Source organism: Streptomyces sp. NPDC001868, from assembly GCF_040297125.1.
In the GTDB taxonomy this organism is placed as follows: Bacteria; Actinomycetota; Actinomycetes; order Streptomycetales; family Streptomycetaceae; genus Streptomyces.
In genome coordinates, this window is the sequence record NZ_JBEOYO010000016.1 from 36,712 (window position 1) to 53,231 (window position 16,520).

The 16,520-nt window shown below is 71.9% G+C and carries 12 protein-coding genes; 4 read left to right on the forward strand and 8 right to left on the reverse strand.

Translation table 11 applies throughout. The features are described from left to right. The first annotated feature begins 3 nt into the window (after positions 1 to 3). On the forward strand, positions 4 to 2,919 hold the full coding sequence (locus ABT147_RS20190; RefSeq protein WP_351407920.1) for a SpoIIE family protein phosphatase: 2,916 nt from the start codon (positions 4 to 6) through the stop codon (positions 2,917 to 2,919). A gap of 3 nt (positions 2,920 to 2,922) precedes the next feature. Here ABT147_RS20190 and ABT147_RS20195 read toward each other — a convergent pair whose 3' ends face one another. Both ABT147_RS20195 and ABT147_RS20200 read right to left on the reverse strand, forming a co-directional pair. Then, complete coding sequence (locus tag ABT147_RS20195) at positions 2,923 to 3,954, reverse strand: ArsR/SmtB family transcription factor (protein WP_351407923.1); 1,032 nt, start codon at positions 3,952 to 3,954, stop codon at positions 2,923 to 2,925. 209 nt (positions 3,955 to 4,163) lie between these two features. Beyond that, positions 4,164 to 5,828 carry an alpha/beta hydrolase gene (locus ABT147_RS20200; RefSeq protein WP_351407925.1) on the reverse strand — a complete coding sequence of 555 codons (1,665 nt, stop codon included), beginning with the start codon at positions 5,826 to 5,828 and terminating at the stop codon, positions 4,164 to 4,166. 85 nt (positions 5,829 to 5,913) lie between these two features. Here ABT147_RS20200 and ABT147_RS20205 point away from each other — a divergent pair, with 85 nt between their 5' ends. The 3 genes from ABT147_RS20205 to ABT147_RS20215 all read left to right on the forward strand — a co-directional run bounded on the left by ABT147_RS20205 (position 5,914) and on the right by ABT147_RS20215 (position 8,698). After that, positions 5,914 to 7,419, forward strand: a complete 1,506-nt coding sequence (locus ABT147_RS20205) for an RNA-guided endonuclease InsQ/TnpB family protein (RefSeq protein WP_351407927.1) — start codon at positions 5,914 to 5,916, stop codon at positions 7,417 to 7,419. Between the two features lie 103 nt (positions 7,420 to 7,522). Further along, positions 7,523 to 8,026, forward strand: a complete 504-nt coding sequence (locus tag ABT147_RS20210) for a signal peptide protein (protein WP_351407930.1) — start codon at positions 7,523 to 7,525, stop codon at positions 8,024 to 8,026. A gap of 198 nt (positions 8,027 to 8,224) precedes the next feature. Then, the gene (locus tag ABT147_RS20215) at positions 8,225 to 8,698 is read left to right on the forward strand and encodes a carboxymuconolactone decarboxylase family protein (protein WP_351407932.1); all 474 of its coding nucleotides are present in this window, start codon (positions 8,225 to 8,227) and stop codon (positions 8,696 to 8,698) included. A gap of 82 nt (positions 8,699 to 8,780) precedes the next feature. Here ABT147_RS20215 and ABT147_RS20220 read toward each other — a convergent pair whose 3' ends face one another. From ABT147_RS20220 to ABT147_RS20245, 6 genes are all read right to left on the reverse strand, one after another. Then, positions 8,781 to 11,174, reverse strand: coding sequence for a DUF8508 domain-containing protein (locus tag ABT147_RS20220; RefSeq protein WP_351408182.1), 2,394 nt, complete (start codon positions 11,172 to 11,174; stop codon positions 8,781 to 8,783). Between the two features lie 245 nt (positions 11,175 to 11,419). After that, complete coding sequence (locus ABT147_RS20225) at positions 11,420 to 11,770, reverse strand: hypothetical protein (RefSeq protein ID WP_351407935.1); 351 nt, start codon at positions 11,768 to 11,770, stop codon at positions 11,420 to 11,422. 116 nt (positions 11,771 to 11,886) lie between these two features. After that, positions 11,887 to 12,972 (reverse strand): Rieske 2Fe-2S domain-containing protein, encoded by a 1,086-nt coding sequence (locus tag ABT147_RS20230; RefSeq protein ID WP_351407938.1) that lies wholly within the window; start codon positions 12,970 to 12,972, stop codon positions 11,887 to 11,889. A 78-nt stretch (positions 12,973 to 13,050) separates the two neighbouring features. Further along, on the reverse strand, positions 13,051 to 14,253 hold the full coding sequence (locus ABT147_RS20235) for a serine hydrolase domain-containing protein (protein WP_351407940.1): 1,203 nt from the start codon (positions 14,251 to 14,253) through the stop codon (positions 13,051 to 13,053). A 114-nt stretch (positions 14,254 to 14,367) separates the two neighbouring features. Then, on the reverse strand, positions 14,368 to 15,117 hold the full coding sequence (locus tag ABT147_RS20240; protein ID WP_351408184.1) for a response regulator: 750 nt from the start codon (positions 15,115 to 15,117) through the stop codon (positions 14,368 to 14,370). Between the two features lie 74 nt (positions 15,118 to 15,191). Beyond that, on the reverse strand, positions 15,192 to 16,454 hold the full coding sequence (locus ABT147_RS20245) for a sensor histidine kinase (RefSeq protein ID WP_351408186.1): 1,263 nt from the start codon (positions 16,452 to 16,454) through the stop codon (positions 15,192 to 15,194). Positions 16,455 to 16,520: the final 66 nt, after the last annotated feature.

Genomic DNA, 16,520 nt, shown 5'->3' on the forward strand with positions numbered 1-16,520 from the left:
CGTATGAACGCTCGGCTGGCCCTGCTCAGCACGGTGGATCCCGGCATCGCGGAGAGCGAGGTCTTCCGGCTGGCACTCCAGCACGCGGTCGGCGAACTCGGCGCCCTCGGGGGAATGGTCCACCTGAGGGGCCCCATGTCCGCCCTGCGTCTGGTGTCGGTGACCGGCCTCCCGCCCGCCCTCACCCGCCCCTGGGAGATCATCGACCAGGAGGGCCCGCTGCCCCCGGCCCGCGCCCTGCACCGGGGCAGCGGAGTGTGGCAGCCGCTGGGCTCCATGGCCCTCGCCTGGCCCGGCACCGGCCTCGCCGCGTTACCTGTCTCCAGCCCCGACCGTACGATCGGCGCGCTCACCGTCCTCACCGGCGACCGGGGCGAACCCACCGGCCTGGAATGGGACTTCCTGCGGGCGGTCGTCGACTGGACCGAGGACCGCATGGCGCAGGCGCCCCCGCCGTCCGGGCCCCCGCAGACCGAACCGAACGGCGAGCGGCTGCGGCAGGCCCTGAAGGAGGTCAGCGTCGGCTCCTGGGACTGGGACATCCGCACCGGCGACCTGATCTGGGACGAGGCCGCCCTGGAGCTCTACGGCACCCGGCCCGCCGAGTTCACCGGCCAGATCGAGAACTGGATGCGGATCGTCCACCCCGACGACCTCGCCCCGACCCTGGCCGCGGCGGAGCGCGCCATCCGCGAGCACGGCGTGTACGAGGCCGAGTACCGCGTACGGCGGTTCGACGGCACCTGGGGCTGGACCCGGGCCCGCGGCCGGGCCACCTACGACGAGCGCGGCGAACCCCAGCGGATGATCGGCGTCGGCTGGGAGAGCAACGAGTCGCGCTCCGCCCGGGACGCGCTCAGCCGGGCCCTGCGGCACATGAGCGACGGCTTCCTCGCCGTCGACGACGACTGGCGGATCACCTTCGCCAACCTGGAGGCGGAACGCACCCTCGGCCTCTCCGAGGAGGAACTGTTCGGGCGCCTGCTGTGGGAGCTGCCCTCCGTGCGCGAGACCCCCTGCCTGGAGAGCCGCTGCCGGGAGGCCGCCGCCCAGGAGCGACCCGCCGGGTTCGACGTCCCCGTGCCCGACAACGACCTCGTCTACCACCTGCGGCTGGTCCCCGGACCCGACGGACGCACCATCTACTTCACCGACGTCACCGAGAGACGACGGCACGAGCGGGAGCGCCGGGAGGCCGAGCGCGCCTCCTCCGAACGGGCCCACCGCATCGCCGCGCTGACCACCGCGCTCGCCAAGGCCACCACCTCCGAGGACGTCGTCGACGCGGTCGCCCTGCGGGTGCTGCCGCCGTTCGCCGCCACCGGCCTCCTCGTCCAGGCCGTCGAGGGCGGCCGGCTCCACAACGTCGGCGCCGTCGGCTACTCGCCCGAGTTCATCGACCTCGTCAACCACCGCCCCAGAACGCCGTACGGGCCCGCCTGGGACGCCATCAACACCGGCACCCCGATCTTCCTCTCCTCACCCGAGGAGTACGCCGCGTACGCCCCCCAGCACGCCGATCTGCCCGTCCGCGCGGGCAAACAGGCCTGGGCGTTCCTGCCGCTGACCGCGTCCGACCACACCTTCGGCGTGTGCGTCGTCTCCTTCGACCGGCCGCGCCGCCTCACCGACGAGGAACGCACCCTCCTCACCGCGATCAGCGCACTCCTCGCCCAGGCCCTGGAACGCGCCCGCCTCTACGACCTCGAACACACCCGGTCCCGCGAACTCCAGCGCGCCCTGCTCCCCCAGGACCTGCCCGTCCTCGCCGCCTGCGAGTCCGCCGCCCGCTACCTCCCCGCCGGGCAGGGCATGGACGTCGGCGGCGACTGGTACGACGTCATCCCGCTCTCCAGCGGCCAGGTCGCCCTCGTCGTCGGCGACGTCATGGGCCACGGCCTGTCCGAGGCCGCCACCATGGGCCGGCTGCGCACCGCCGTCCACACCCTCGCCGACCTCGAACTGCCCCCCGACGAGATAATGAGCCACCTCAACGACATCGTCGGCTCCATGGGCGAGGACTCCTACGTCACCTGCCTGTACGCCCTCTACGACTCCACCACCCAGGTCTGCTCCATAGCCCGCGCCGGGCACCCGCCACCGGCCCTGGTCCGCCCCGACGGCACCGTGCGCTTCCCGGAGTGGACCGCCGACCCGCCGCTCGGCGCGGCCGAGCCGCCGTTCGAGACGGTCGAGCTGAGCGTGCCCGAGGGCAGCCTGATCGTGCTCTACACCGACGGCCTCGTCGAGTCGGCGAAACGCGGCGTCGACGAGGGCATGGCCGACCTCGCCCGGCTCCTGCGCACCGCCCACCGCGACGGCACCGCCGCCGACCTGGAACGCCTCTGCGACACCCTCACCCACGGCCTCCTGCCCGCCGATCAGGCGGCGGCGGACGACGCGGCCTTCCTCGTCGCCCGTCTGCACGCCCTCACCGACGACCGGATGGCGTCCTGGTCCCTCCTCGACGACCCGAAGGCCGCAGGCCAGGCCCGCCGCCACGTTCGCGACCAGCTCACCGCCTGGGGCCTCGCCGACCTCGCCCCGACCACCGAACTCCTCGCCAGCGAACTCGTCGGCAACGTCGTACGCCACGCCAAGGGCCCCGTCCGGCTGCGCCTGTTGCACGGCTCCGCGCTGGTCTGCGAGGTCTTCGACGGCAGCCTCACCATGCCCCGTATACGCCGCGCCGCCGACACCGACGAGGGCGGCCGGGGCCTGCAGCTCATCACCGCCCTCTCCCAGCGCTGGGGCACCCGCTACACGCCCACCGGCAAGTGCATCTGGACCGAACAGTCCCTCACCGGCCCCGACCCGCACCAGGCGCCGCCGGCCGACCCGCAGGCCCACACGCTCCTGGTCTCGGACGACTTCGACGGAGACCTCGACGCGCTGCCCTTCGGCGACGACGAGTGGTGACCGTCACCGCTCGGCCCGCACCACCGCTTTCGCAGGGGGCCGGATGCCGCAGGCCGTACCGCCTTCGAGGAGGCCGGCGCCCAGAGCGGTAAGGGTGTGCAGGACGGCCCCGCCGATGCGCCGGCTGGTCAGGAGGCCCGACTCCCGGAGCACGGCCACATGGTGGCTGACGGTCGCCGGGCTGAGCCCCACCCGGGCCGCGAGCTCGCTCGTGGTGCGGCCCTCGGCGACCTCCTCCAGAACGGCGGCCCGGGCCCGGCCGAGCAGTGCGGCGAGGGCCTGGTGGGTGCCGGGGGCGGCGGGCGGCGGGGGTGCCAGCCAGCGGGGGTCGTGGGCCACCGGATGCACCAGCACCGGCGGCAGGGAACCGTCCTTCAGCACGATCGGTCCGGGCCAGCAGAAGAAGGACGGGATGATCCGCAGCCCCCGGCCGTCGAGATACAGGTCGCCCCGCAGATGCGGTCCCGCGATGTGCAGCACCGGCGCCGACCAGCGCACGCTGGGGTGCAGCCCCTCCGCGAGACCGGCGAAACCGGACCGCAGCAGGGCCCGGGACGCCACCGACCGGGCCTCGTCGAAGCGGGCCCGGACATGGGTCCAGTACGGGGCGACGAACCGCTCGTGATGGCGGCGGACCAGGCCGGACAGCCCGCGCAGCGCCTGGGTGTCGCCGTCGGCGAGGGGGCGCGCCCAGCCGGGCAGGGGGCGGGCGAGGGCCAGCTCCGTCAGGTCGGTCCGCAGCCGGGCGCGGGGCGTGGCGAGCAGCGCGTCCAGGCCCGCGTCGAGGCCGCCGGCCGCGCCGGACGGGGTCAGGAAGTCCGCCGAGTAGCCGCGCGGCGGCGCGAGATGACGCAACCGCGGCAGCTCCGGGTCGAAGAGACCACGGGTCGCCCGCCGCCAGCGCCCGAAGACCAGGGCGCCGTCCCGGTTCTGCAGCAGATGCAGACTGAGCAGCCCCTCCCACAACGGATCGGGCTCCTCCGCGAGGACCACCCGGGCCAGGTCCTCGTACGTGAAATGGATCCGCAGCCCCACCGGCCCCTCTCCCCCCAGATGCACGCGGCCGGACATGCCGCGGGCGCGTCGCGGACGTGCGAAACCCCGGGGCGCTCGCCGTGGAGGGGCGGGCGCCCCGGGGTCCGTGTCGGTCGGTCAGCTCTCGACCGGTCGGTTCTCGACCGGTCGGTTCTCGACCGGTCGGTTCTCGGCCGGTCGGTCACCGGCTCATCGAGCGTGTCGGTCGGTCAGCTGACGTCGCCGATGCGCTCGACGCGCTCGTTGACGCCGTTGCGGAGCTCGCCCAGGGTCGTGCCGGGAGGCGCCGTCTTCGGGGCGGAGGACGGCGGCTGGGTCTCGTCCGCGCAGGTCGTGCCGGAGGCCGGCACCTTCAGGTCGACCAGGTAGTTCACGACCGCGTCCGTCGCGCAGGCGCTGCGGCCGAACGCGGTGTGGCCCTCGGCGTCGAACGTCAGCAGCGAGGCGTTGTCCAGCTCCCGGGACAGCGCGACCGCGTCCTGGTACGGGGTGTCCGGGTCACCGGTGGTGCCCATGACCAGGATCGGCGCCGAACCCCGGGCCCGGAAGGACCCGTCGTAGCGGCTGGTCTTCTCGGCCGGCCACTGCACACACGCGGTGGCGTGCTGGTGGTCGTACGTCGGCGGACCGAACGCCATGGCCGGGCCCAGCAGCGGCGCGTCCTTCGCGTTGGCCGTGACGTTCCGCCGCAGCTTGCGCAGGCTCTTCGGGTACTCCTTGTCGACGCACTCGACGACCACGTTCGGGCCGAGGAAGTCGAAGCTCGCCGGGGACGGCGGCCGCAGCAGGAACGAGGTGTTGTCCCGCAGCTGCGCCTTCTTCAGCGCCGCGCCGAGCGAGGGCCAGATGACCTTGCCCTCGTTGATGTTGAACATCAGCCGGTAGACGACGGTGTAGCCGTTGGCCTTGCCGCCGTTCGCGGTCGTCACGGGGTTCGCGTCGAGGTCCTTCTTCAGCTTCTCGAACGCCCCGCGGGGGTCCCCGTCGCCGAAGCCGCAGGTCGCCTGGTCGGCGGCGCACCAGTCGAGGAAGCGGCTCATCGCGCCGTCCAGCGCCAGGTACTGGGCCCGGTCGTAGGCGTACGGCCGGTCCGCGTACTTCTCCGGGTCGTACGCCCCGTCGAGCGTCAGCGCCCGCACCCGCTTCGGGAACAGCGCGGCGTAGACGGTACCGATGTACGAGCCGAACGACCGGCCGTAGTACGTCAGTTGCTCCTCACCGAGCGCCTGGCGCAGCAGGTCGATGTCACGGGCGACGTACTCGGTGCCGACGTACGGCAGCAGGCCGCCGGAGTTGTCGAGGCAGGCCTGGTTGAACTCGGCGGCCTCGCGCAGCGCCGGACCGAACGCGTCCGGACCCGGGGCGCCCTTGGCGTCGGTGACGGCCTTGGTGTAGCGGGCGTCGTCGAAACAGGTGAGCGCCGAACTCCGGCCGACACCGCGGACGTCGTAGCCGAAGACGTCGAACGAGTCGCGCAGGGCCGCCGGGAGGTCGTCGTAGTTGTTACGGACGAAGTCCACACCGGAGTTGCCGGGACCGCCGGGCTGCATGAACAGCGTGCCCTTGCGCTTCGCCGGGTCGGCGGCCTTCTTGCGGACCACCGCGAGCGTGATCTTGCGGCCCTGCGGCTCCCGGTAGTCCAGCGGCACATCGGCGTTGGCGCACTCGTAGCCGCCCTGACAGTCGGTCCAGGCGAGCGTCGGCACGGGCGGCGGCGGAGTCTTCGTCCTCGCCGACTGCGGCTTCCCCTCCGCGCCCTGCGCGGCCATCGCCTGCGTCGCCGTCCCCGTCGCCGCGAGGACGAGCGCGGTCACCGCTGCCCCGGCGAGTCTGAGACGCGAGACGCGTCTCGGTGCCTGGTGATACGTGGTCATGGGTGTGCCCCCCTGGGCTGTCGATCCCCTGCGGCCCCACTGGTCAATGCGGGGTCGGAGAATGTCTAACGGAAGAGAGGGGAAAATGGCCAGGGTGGTGCCACCGTGGCCGACTTTCCACGCAATCTCTCCACTTGCCATCGGGAGTGGGGCGCCGGTCTTTCAGCGACGGGGTGAACGCCTGTTCTCACATGGGGAGTCGGAGACAAGCGGATCGCCTTCCACGAGATCCGGCGTTTCGCCTGCGGAGACGGCGTGTCACGCGAAAAATGGTCCCATGTCGAGGTTTCGGATGTATCCCGCAGGCGCGCAGGAGCAGCAGATGCTGCTGCACTGTGCGCATGCCCGGTACGTGTGGAATCTCGCCGTGGAACAGCACTCGCACTGGAGGCGCGGGGGGAAGCCGGCGCCCGGCTTCGCGGAGCAGTGCCGTCAGCTGACCGAGGCGCGGGCAGAGAGCGAGTGGTTGCGTGAGGGCAATGCGGATGTGCAGCAGCAGGCGCTGAAGGACTTCGCCAGGGCCAAGGCCGCGCGCTTCACCTCCGGGTTCGGGGAGCCGACCTGGCGCAAGAAGTTCGTCGATGAAGGTTTCCGCGTCATCGGCACCGACCGTGTCCCTGAGTTCGACGATGACGGTTCACCGAGACTGAACCAGAAGACCGGCAAGCAGGCCATGAGCCGCTCCGTCGTGGTGCGCAAGCTGAACCGCAGATGGGCGCAGGTAAAGGTGCCCGGCTGTGGCTGGGTCCGCTTCCGTCTCACCCGGCCGGGGCTGCCGAAGGCGAAGACCTTCCGCATCACCTACCGCAACGGGCAGTGGCACGTGGCGTTCGCCGTCATTCCCGGGCCCATCCCGGCACCGGGCACGGGCGACACCATCGGCATCGACCGGGGTGTCACGATCACCGCCGCCCTGTCGGACGGGCGGAAGCTGAACTGCCCCCAGCTCACGGTCAAGGAGCGGGCACAGATCCGCAAGCACCAGCGCCGCGCCGCACGCGCCGTCAAGGGCACTGCGCGGAAGTCGGCCGAGTACGCCAAGGTCGCCCGGCTCAAAGGGCGGGAGGCCGACAGACGCAAGGACTGGTGCGAGAAGACCTCGACCATGCTCGCCCGGACCTGCGATGTGATCCGGTTCGAGAAGCTGAACATCAGGAACATGACCCGCTCGGCGAAAGGGAGCACCGAGCAGCCCGGAAGGAACGTCCGCGCCAAGTCCGGACTCAACCGGGCCGTCCTTGCCCAGGGCTGGGGCCTTCTGCGCCGGCGCACCGGACACAAGGCCCCTGGCCGCGTTCAGGACGTCCCCGCCCGTTACACCAGCCTGCGTTGCAGTCGATGCGGGTGGATCGAGAAGAAGTCGCGCAAGAGCCAAGCCGACTTCGTCTGCGTGTCCTGTGGCTTCATCTGCAACGCGGATGAGAACGCAGCAGTCAATGTCGCGGCAGGACAGGGCGCGAGCCCCGGGTACTCGGCCCGTGCCGGAGGGACGACACCGCCCACACAGCGGTCGAACGTCCGTGAACCCCAACCCACCATGGTTGAAATCCCCCTCTTCTCGGAGGGGGAGGATGTCAATACCCGGCGGTAGTTACCGTCTTCGAGCATCCCTTCGTAATCTTGGAACGTCCCTGGCCGGTATCCAGTGATGGGACCCGGCCGGACCCCCCCACGATCACGAAGGATCCGCGCACGTGACATCCAAGAACAGCCGTTTCCGGGTCGCCTTCCTCGCCTTGGCCGTGGCCGCCGCCGGGCTCGCCCTGGCGGGGCCCGCCGCGGCGGCCACGCCGCAGGCCGCCGCCACCGTGTCCACGGCCGAGCAGGCGCCCGCCATACCCGTCGACTTCGTCGACCTCGCCACCACTCCGCTCGTCGCGGACGGTGCGAGCCACAAGGTCACCTTCACCTACCGCAACGACTCGGGGGCGGACCGGACCGTCGCCCCGCAGCTCCTGGTGGAGTCGCCGGACGCGGGCCCGTTCCTCGACGCCTCGGACGTCAAGGTCGAGCGCCGCACCGCCCGCGGCTGCTGGGAGCCCGTCGCCCTGGGCAGCCAGACCGGCACGCTCTTCACCGACCTGACGACCACCCAGCGCACCCTGCCGGCCGGCGCCACCCTCGCCGAGGTCTACCGCGTCACCGTCACCGACCCGGCGGCCCAGGGCACGGTCCACCCGAGGATCGCCCTCTACTGACCCTCCCGCACCGCCCACGACCAGGGCCGGGCCCAGTTCCTCGGAGCGGGCCCGGCCCTGGTCGCGTGGACCGGCGCGAGATTCCCTGCGAGTGACGGGCGTCACATCCGCCCATGTCACATCCCGCCCGGCGGCATCCGTCCCTGTGTTGTCACCGCATACGACGACGACATACGACGACGACACAAGGAGCCCGTCATGGAAGCGCGCCTGAACCTGCTCGCCAATCCCCTCACCGGCAAGCTCGTGAAGCACCTCGTCGCGGCGAGCAAGGTGGTCGACGAGACGGGACTGCCGGTCGCCACCCAGGAGTTGGTACGCATCCGGGCCAGCCAGATCAACGGCTGCGGCTACTGCCTCGACATGCACACCAAGGAGGCCGAGCACGCCGGGGAGACCGCGCAGCGGCTGCACCTGGTCGCCGCCTGGCGGGAGGCGAAGGTCTTCACGGAGGCCGAGCGCGCCGCCCTGGAGCTGGCCGAGCAGGGCACCCGGATCGCCGACGCGGCCGGCGGTGTCCCGGACGAGGTCTGGGAGAACGCGGCCAAGCACTTCGACGAGGACCAGCTCTTCGCCCTGGTGGCCCTCATCGCCCTCATCAACACCTTCAACCGGCTGAACGTGATGGTGCGCCAGCCGGCCGGCGACTACCGGGTGGGCATGCTCCACTGACCGGCGCACCGCCCGACATGAGAAACCCCCAGGCCATGGACGGACCTGGGGGTTTCTCCGTGGTCGAGCGGTCGGCCACTGGTCAGTGGCGGCGGCACCTGCCCACGTCGATGCGCACGATCTGCGGGTCGTGGTCACTGGCCTGGTCCGCGAACTCGGCGTTGATGTGCACGACGTCGTAGTCGAAGTGCGTGACGGCCGGGCTGGTCAGGATGTGGTCCAGGGTCTGCGAGTTGCCCTCGTAGACGTAGGTGTAGCGCTGGGCGGCCGGGAGCGTCTTGATCAGCGGGTTCAGGACCTTGCCTGCGGTGAGCGCGGTCATGGTCTCGGAGAACTCGAAGTCGTTGAGGTCGCCGAGGACGACGGCCTTGGCGTCGCGGTCGGCCTTGAGCAGGTCCTTGACGAAGGTGTTGACCTCGGCGGCCTGCTGGTGGCGCTTGGTCTCGGAGCTGCGGCTCGGCTCCTGGTAGCGGCCGTGCAGGGGCTGGTCGCCGCCCTTGGAGCCGAAGTGGTTGGCGATGACGAAGACCTGCTCGCCGTGGAAGACGAACTCGCCGACCAGCGGCTTGCGGCTGCTGCCCCAGGCGTCGCTGGTGGGGTTGATCCGGCCCGGGGAGTAGCTGAGCCGGACGCCCTTGCGGGTCTTCACGACGCCCGTGGCCGTGGTGGGCGTGGCGGCGTCGGCGCCGGTCCGGTCGGTGAAGGAGACCCGCTTGGGGTTGAACAGGAAGACCTGGCGGATGTTGCCGCCGGGCTCGCCGCCGTCCTGGTTGTTCTCGGGGGCGACATAGCGCCACTGGTAGCGGGGGCCGCCGGCCGCGCGGATGGCGTCGGTGAACCGGGTCAGCGTGGCCTCGGAGGTGACCGTGCCGTCGTTGGTGGCGCCGTTGTCGTCCTGGATCTCCTCCAGGGCGACGATGTCGGGTGAGCTGAGGCTGACCGCGACGCCCTCGGCGAGCCGGTCGAACTTCTCCTGCCCGTCGAGCGCGTCCAGGTTCTCCACGTTGTACGTGGCGACCGCCAGCTCGTCGCCCTTCTGCCGCCGGGTCCGCTCGGCCTTCAGCCCGTTGTCGACGAGGGTGCCGAGCTGGGTGGCCTGGAGGTTGTAGCCGCCGAAGGAGGAGTAGTCGAGCGGTCCGCCGGTGGTGCCGGACAGCTCGTCACCGACGTTCGCCTCGGGGAAGGCGGTGGTGGTGTCGAGCGACATCACCTTCATCCGGCCGGTGCCCAGCTGGTCGTAGGCGGAGTAGAGCGTGCCGCCGCGCGGGGTCGGGCTCTCCTCCGGCTTCACGGTCACCCACACCTCGTCGTACTCCGTGGTCGCGCCGACCACCCGGGTGTCGGAGGCCTGCACCCGCGCGCCCTCCAGCGACTCGTAGAAGTCGAGGGCGTACACGGCAGGTTCGAGCGGCAGCGCGTCGACGCTGCCCCCGCCGGCCGTCGGCACATAGGCGTCCGGCACGCTCGACGCGTCCAGCGTCACGGCCGTCGGCAGCGCGTTGCCGCTCGACAGCACGGTCGCGGTCGGCCCGGTGATCTCGGTGACCGACTGGCTGGTGGTGCTCGGGTAGTACTCGGTGACCTTGCCGCTCACCAGCACGGAGTCCCCGACGGCGACGGCCGGATCCGCCGACCCGGTGTAGACGAAGACACCCTCGCTCGTACGGGGATCGCTGTCGGCCCCCGGGTCCTGGATCCAGTACCCCTTCGACCCGGACTTCCGTACGCCGGTGACGACGCCGGGAACACGGGTGACCGTCTGCCCGGTGAGCGGGGACAGCCGGGTGGTGCCCTGGATGTCGTGGACGCGGAGGGGGCCGGGCTCGGTGGAGCCACCACCGTCGCCATCGCCGTCACCGTCGCCCGAACCCGGCGTCTGGCCGGCCGAGTTGACCGGGGACGGAGCGCCGGACGCGAGGTCGGCCGCGTTGTCGTCGGTGTCCGCGAGGGAGGCGGCGCGGGCGACGGAGGCGGTGTTGGAGGCGCCGGTGGCAGGCCCGCCGCCCTCCCGGACGACCGCGCTGCCGTACCCGACGAGGTCGACGACACTGGCGTCGGCCGCGCAGTCGGCGGCCGTCTTGCAGGTCAGCGCGGTGGTCCCGGCGACCAGCGCGATCGTCCCGCTCGTCGCGCTCATCGCGACGGCGCCGGTCGCGTCGGCGGTCGGCAGGGCCGTCGTACCGCCGCTGCCCGCCGCCTCGGCGACCAGATACCGGCCGCCGGGCGCGACCGAACCGCTCAGCGCGGTCACCTGCCACTGCGAGGACGACGACGGCGAGCCGGGCAGGTACTGCACGCTGTAACCCGACAGGTCGTAGGCGGCCGAACCGGCGTTCCCGAGCTCGACGAAGTCCCGGACCAGGGTCGCCCCCGAGTTGCCTCCGCCGCCGTACACCTCGGCGATCACCGCACTCGCCGACGGCGCGGCGAACGCGGCGGGCAGCACCCCGAACGTGAGCGCCCCGGCCGCGCCCACGGATATCAGCGGAGAGGCGACGCGGCGGCGACGGGCCCCGCTTCCTGCGGTTCTGTCGGATATGGACACGCTGAGGGTCTCCTCGTACATCGGGCATCCGGCATCGGTACGTCGAAGCGACGGTGTGGGGGGAGTCGGCTCAAGTTACGCGCGTAGAGGGGGAGTCGCCAAGGGGCCGTAGGTTAAATCCCGGGAACGAAGGGGTGGGTGGGCCCGGGCGTGCCCGCTGGATCCGGCGGGCGTGCCTACTGCCCGTCCCGCCGTGCGAACTGCAGGGAGAGGGACCGCAGGACGTCGGTCGCCGTCGTGTCGGGCCGCCCCTGGTCGTGCACCTCGGCGAGGTGGACGAAGGCGTAGGAGAAGCAGTTGGCGAGGCTCGCGATGGCCGGTCCCAGGGCCTCCGTGATGATGCCGGCGGCTTCCTGGGCGCTGGCCTCGGCGGGCAGTTCGATCTTGGGCAGGGTCTCCGCGAGCAACGCGGAGATGGCCCCGGTCAACGCCACTTCGGCGCCCGGGTTCTCGCGAGCCTGCCGCCGCATCTCGATCGCTTCGGTGAGGATGCCGACGACTCGCTGCATGATCTCGGATTGCTCCATGGGGGGAGCCTAGGAGCGGTCGCGCCGCCGAGCACGGTGAATACGCCGGGTTCGTCTGCGCGACCGGGTTCTACGGCTTCCTCAGCGCGCCCGGCTCGCCTCCTCGAACGGTTTCCTCAGCGCGCCCGGCTCGCCTTCTCGAACGGTTTCCTCAGCGCGCCCGGCTCGCCTTCTCGAACCTCGCCCGCGCCCCCCGCCGGATAGAACTGCGCGTACCACCGCCGCAACGCCCTGATCCCCTTCTCGTGGGGAAGCAGCACCGGCCGCGCCTGATGGATCTTGTGGTCCCAGATCCGCACCTCCTCCCTCACCTCACCCAGCGCCTCCGCCCGGAAGACGAGCTTGAACAAGGGGGTCAGGAACGGGAGTCGGGCCGGTTTGCGGAGGTAGTACAGCATCCGCAGCTCACTCGTACGGTCGTCGACGGGCGTGCTGAGCGCGACGGCGGTCACCGACAGCACCGGCCCATGGGCCCGCACGACCATCACCCCGGGCCCGTACATGAACGCGTCGAACGTGTTGTGGATGTCCCAGCCGAACACCCGCCGGCTGATGGTTCCCCGCGCCTCGGCGAACGGCCCGTCCTCCCGCCACTCCTGGACCGGCGGTTCGCTCTGGCCGTGGATGAAGTGGAAGTGGGACTCGTCGACGATGTTCTCCCGCATCTCCTGGATGTGGATCCGGGCGCGGCAGACATCGTCGATGGGCGCGGCGAAGGCCCGGGACCCGGTCTCCTCGATCTCCGGCACCTCCCACGCGGGCTCGCCCGGCCCGACGTACACGAAGACCAGCCCGCTGTGCTCGCGCACCGGCAGCCCGCCGATCGACACCTTCGGGGTCCGGGCGGCGAACGGCGCCTCCACGCACCGCCCGTCCGGCCCGAACCGCCAGCCGTGGAACGGGCACTGAACCGTCCCGTCCACGACCTTCCCGCCGACGCCCAGATGCGCGCCGTAGTGCGGACAGTGCGCGTCCCGTACGGCCGCCCGCCCGTCCGCGCCACGGAACGCGATCAGCGCCCGCCCGAAGTAGTGCAGGCTGACGACCTTCCCGGCCCGCAACTCCCCGCTCCGCAGCACCGCGTACCAGCCGTACGGCACGCTCGGCATCGGATACGCGTCGGCGCGCGGATCACGGGGGAGGGCGGCCGTCGGACCGAGGTCCCTGTTGACCCTGTTGTCATGGCTGCGCCAGATTCGCATGAGGCCGATGCTAACGACCACTGTCATCGATGACCCCCAACTCGCGTCCCCCGGGCGATAGTTGACCGGTAAGCGCGCTCACTGCGACGGCATGCCGTACGCCGCCACCATCACGTTCATGGCCACCTTGTTCATGTCCCTGCCCTTGGCGTCGGTCGAGTTGACGCTGTAGACGAGCGTGCGGGAGCCGTCACGGGTGGAGGCGACGGCCGTGTTGTAGCCCCAGCGGCCGCCCGTCTTGCCCCAGACCTCCCGCCCGCCGAGCACCTTCCTGGCGAGCCCGACGGCGTACTCGGCCCGCTCGCCGGTCGTGAAGTCCGCGACGTCCGGCACCGTGAACATCTCCTCCAGCAGCGGCCCGCGCGGCACGACCCGCCCCCGGAACAGCGCCTTCGTGAACCGCTCCAGATCGGCCGTGGTCGAGATGAGGTCACCGGCCGCCCACCCGTCCGTGCTGCCCCACACGGTCACGTCCCGCAGCCCGGTCGTCCCGTCGTCCAGCGTCATCCGCTGGTACCCGTGGTTGTGCGGGCCGACGATCCGCGGATCGGTCCCCGGCAGATACGTGTCCCGCAGCCCGAGCGGCTTCGTCACCCGCCGGGCGACCTGCTTCTCGTACGACTCCCCGGTCACCCGCTCCACCAGCAACCCGGCGATCGTGTACCCGATGTTGAGGTAGTGCTGTCGCTCACCCGGCGCGAACTCCCGCTCCTGCGCGGTCGCCGCCCGCACCATCTCCGCCGGGTCGTGGATCCGGAAGCGGTTCGCGTACGCCCCCTCGACGGTCGTCCACGGGAAGTGCGCCGCCGGGATGCCGTGCGTGTGGTTGAGCAACTGCCGGACGGTGACACCGCCGTACGACGCCGGAATCAGCTCCGGCAGATACGAACGGGCGCTCCGGTCGAGGTCGACCTTCCCCTCGGCGGCCAGCTGCAGCACCACGGCCGCCGTGAACAGCTTGGTCACGGACCCGGCCCGGAAACGGGCCTTCGGATCGGCCGCCCGGCCGGTCTCCAGGTCGCGCACCCCCGAACTGCCCCGCCACACCCCCTCGGTGCCCCCGACCCGTACGAGCGCGGCGGTCGCGTCGGCGGAGGGCAGCCCGGCGATGGCGGTCCTCATGGCGGTGGCCAGGTCGGGGTCCGTCCGTGGCCGCGCGGAAGCGCCGGCGGGGGTCGGGGTGGACGCGGTGGCCGGCAGGACCGTCGGCCCCGCGGCCACACCCAGGACGAGGGCGGCGGCGAGCAGCGTGCGGGCGGTGGAACTCTTGATGGTCGGCATGGTCCGCATGGTCAACTCCGTGGATACGAGCCGGTGTTGTGGTCGGCTCCATCCTTCTGACCGGCGGCTTCGCACGGATCGCCCGCACAGGCGGTCTTCGGGCGCCCGGCGCGGTCAGTCCCTCGCCGACGCGGGGGAGGAACCACGCCGGCGAACTCCCCCGGCCGGGGGACCCGCAGGACCGGGCGGGGGGCCGGACGGGGAGCCGGGCGGACCGGGCAGGGGGCCGGGCGGACCCGGCGGCGCGTCGCCCGCCGCGATCAGCCCGGTCTCGTACGCGCAGATCACCGCCTGGATGCGGTCCCGCAGCCCGAGTTTGGAGAGCACGTTGCCGACATGGGTCTTGACCGTGTGATCGCTGACGACCAGCTCGGCGGCGATCTCGGCGTTCGACAGCCCCCGCGCGAGCAGCAACAGCGTCTCCCGCTCCCGTCCGGTCAGCGAGTCGAGCCGGGGGTCGGGCCGCCGGGCCGGGGTGGGCGCGGGCCGTGTGTACTGCTCCACCAGCCGCCGGGCCACGGACGGCGCCAGCAGCGAGTCACCCCGCGCCACCACCCGTACGGCGTGCACGAGATCGTCCCGCCGGACATCCTTCAGCAGAAACCCGCTCGCCCCCGCGTGCAGCGCCTCGTACACGTACTCGTCGGAGTCGAAGGTCGTCAGCATCACGACCCGGCAGCCGCCGCTCGTCCCGCTCGTCCCGCTCGCGCCGATGGCGCGGCAGGCCTCGATCCCGTCCATCCGGGGCATCCGGATGTCGAGCAGCGCCACGTCGGCGCGATGCTCCCGCACCGCCGCCACGGCCTCGGCCCCGTCACCCACCTCCGCGACCACCTCGATGTCCGGCTGGGCGTCGAGGATCATCGCGAACCCACTGCGTACCAGCTCCTGGTCATCGGCCACGACCACCCGGATCACCTGACCGGCCACCGTCACCGTCACCGCCCCACCTCCGCAGTAGGCACCACAGCCGGTACGGGTATCCGCACCCGCACCTCGAACCCGCGCCCGCCCGGCCCCGCACCGACCTCGGCCGTACCCCCGTGCGCGGCGGCCCGCTCCCGCACCCCGACGAGCCCGTGCCCGTGCCCACCTCTGCCGTACCCGGTTTGCGGCCCCCGCCCGTCATCGAGCACCCGTACCGCCAAGTCGGCTTCCCCATAGGTGAGTTGTACGGACACCGTACGGGCGTCCGCATGCCTGACGGTGTTGGTCAGCGCCTCCTGGACGACCCGGAAGACGGTCGTCCCGACGGCCGCCGGCAGCCCCCGCTCCACACCCACCACCTCGTACCCGACCTCGACCCCGCTGCCCCGCACCCGGTCGAGCAGCGCGGGCAACTCCCCGACCCCCGGCAGAGGTTCACGAGGCGCGAGCCCGTCCCCGTACCCTTGGCGATCCCCGTGGAGAGCCTCCCCCTCCTTCGCCTCCCCTTCCTTCGCCTCCCCCTCCCGCGCCTCCTCCTCCCGCAGGACGCCCAGCATCCGCCGCAGCTGGAGCATGGCGTCCCGCCCGGTCTCGGAGATCGCGTCGAAGGCGGCCTCGGCGCGCTCCGGAGCCGTACGGACCGCCACGGGCCCGGCCTCCGCCTGCACGATCATCAGGCTGACGGCGTGGGAGAGGATGTCGTGCATCTCCCGCGCGATCCGGGCCCGTTCACGCGCGGCGGCTCGCTCGGCCTCGACGCGGTGGGCGCGCCGGCGGGCGTCGGTGTGCCGCCCGAAGACATAGGCCGCCGCGAACACGAAGGCGGAGAAGGTCAGTTCACGCGCCGACCGGGTGTTGAGCCCCACCCCCACGGGCACCGCGACGCTCACCAGCACCCCGCTGACCAGCCGGGTCCGCGGCGGCGACAGCACGGCGATCGTGTAGACGATGACGAGCCCGTTGTACGGCAACGGCTGTCCGGGCCCGTCCAGCGCCAGCTTGTACACCATGCTGGTCACCAGAATCGCCAGCAGCACGGCGAACGGCGCCCGCCGCCGCCACACCAGCGGCACCACGGTGAGCGTCGTCAGTCCGTACGCCGCCCAGGTCGCCGGCGCCAGCCCGGCCGCCCGCGGCACCACGAACGGCATCGTCATGGCCCCCTGCACCAGCAGCGCGACCCCGACATCGACGGCCCACGGATGGGAATCCGCGAGCACCCGCCCCCGTTCCCACCACCCCCGCGCGCCCCGCACCTCCGGCAGACCCCGTATGTCCTTCACGGTTCCTCACCGTACGGGTGTCCCTGGATTTCGCGTGAACGTGTGTGAAGAAACCCG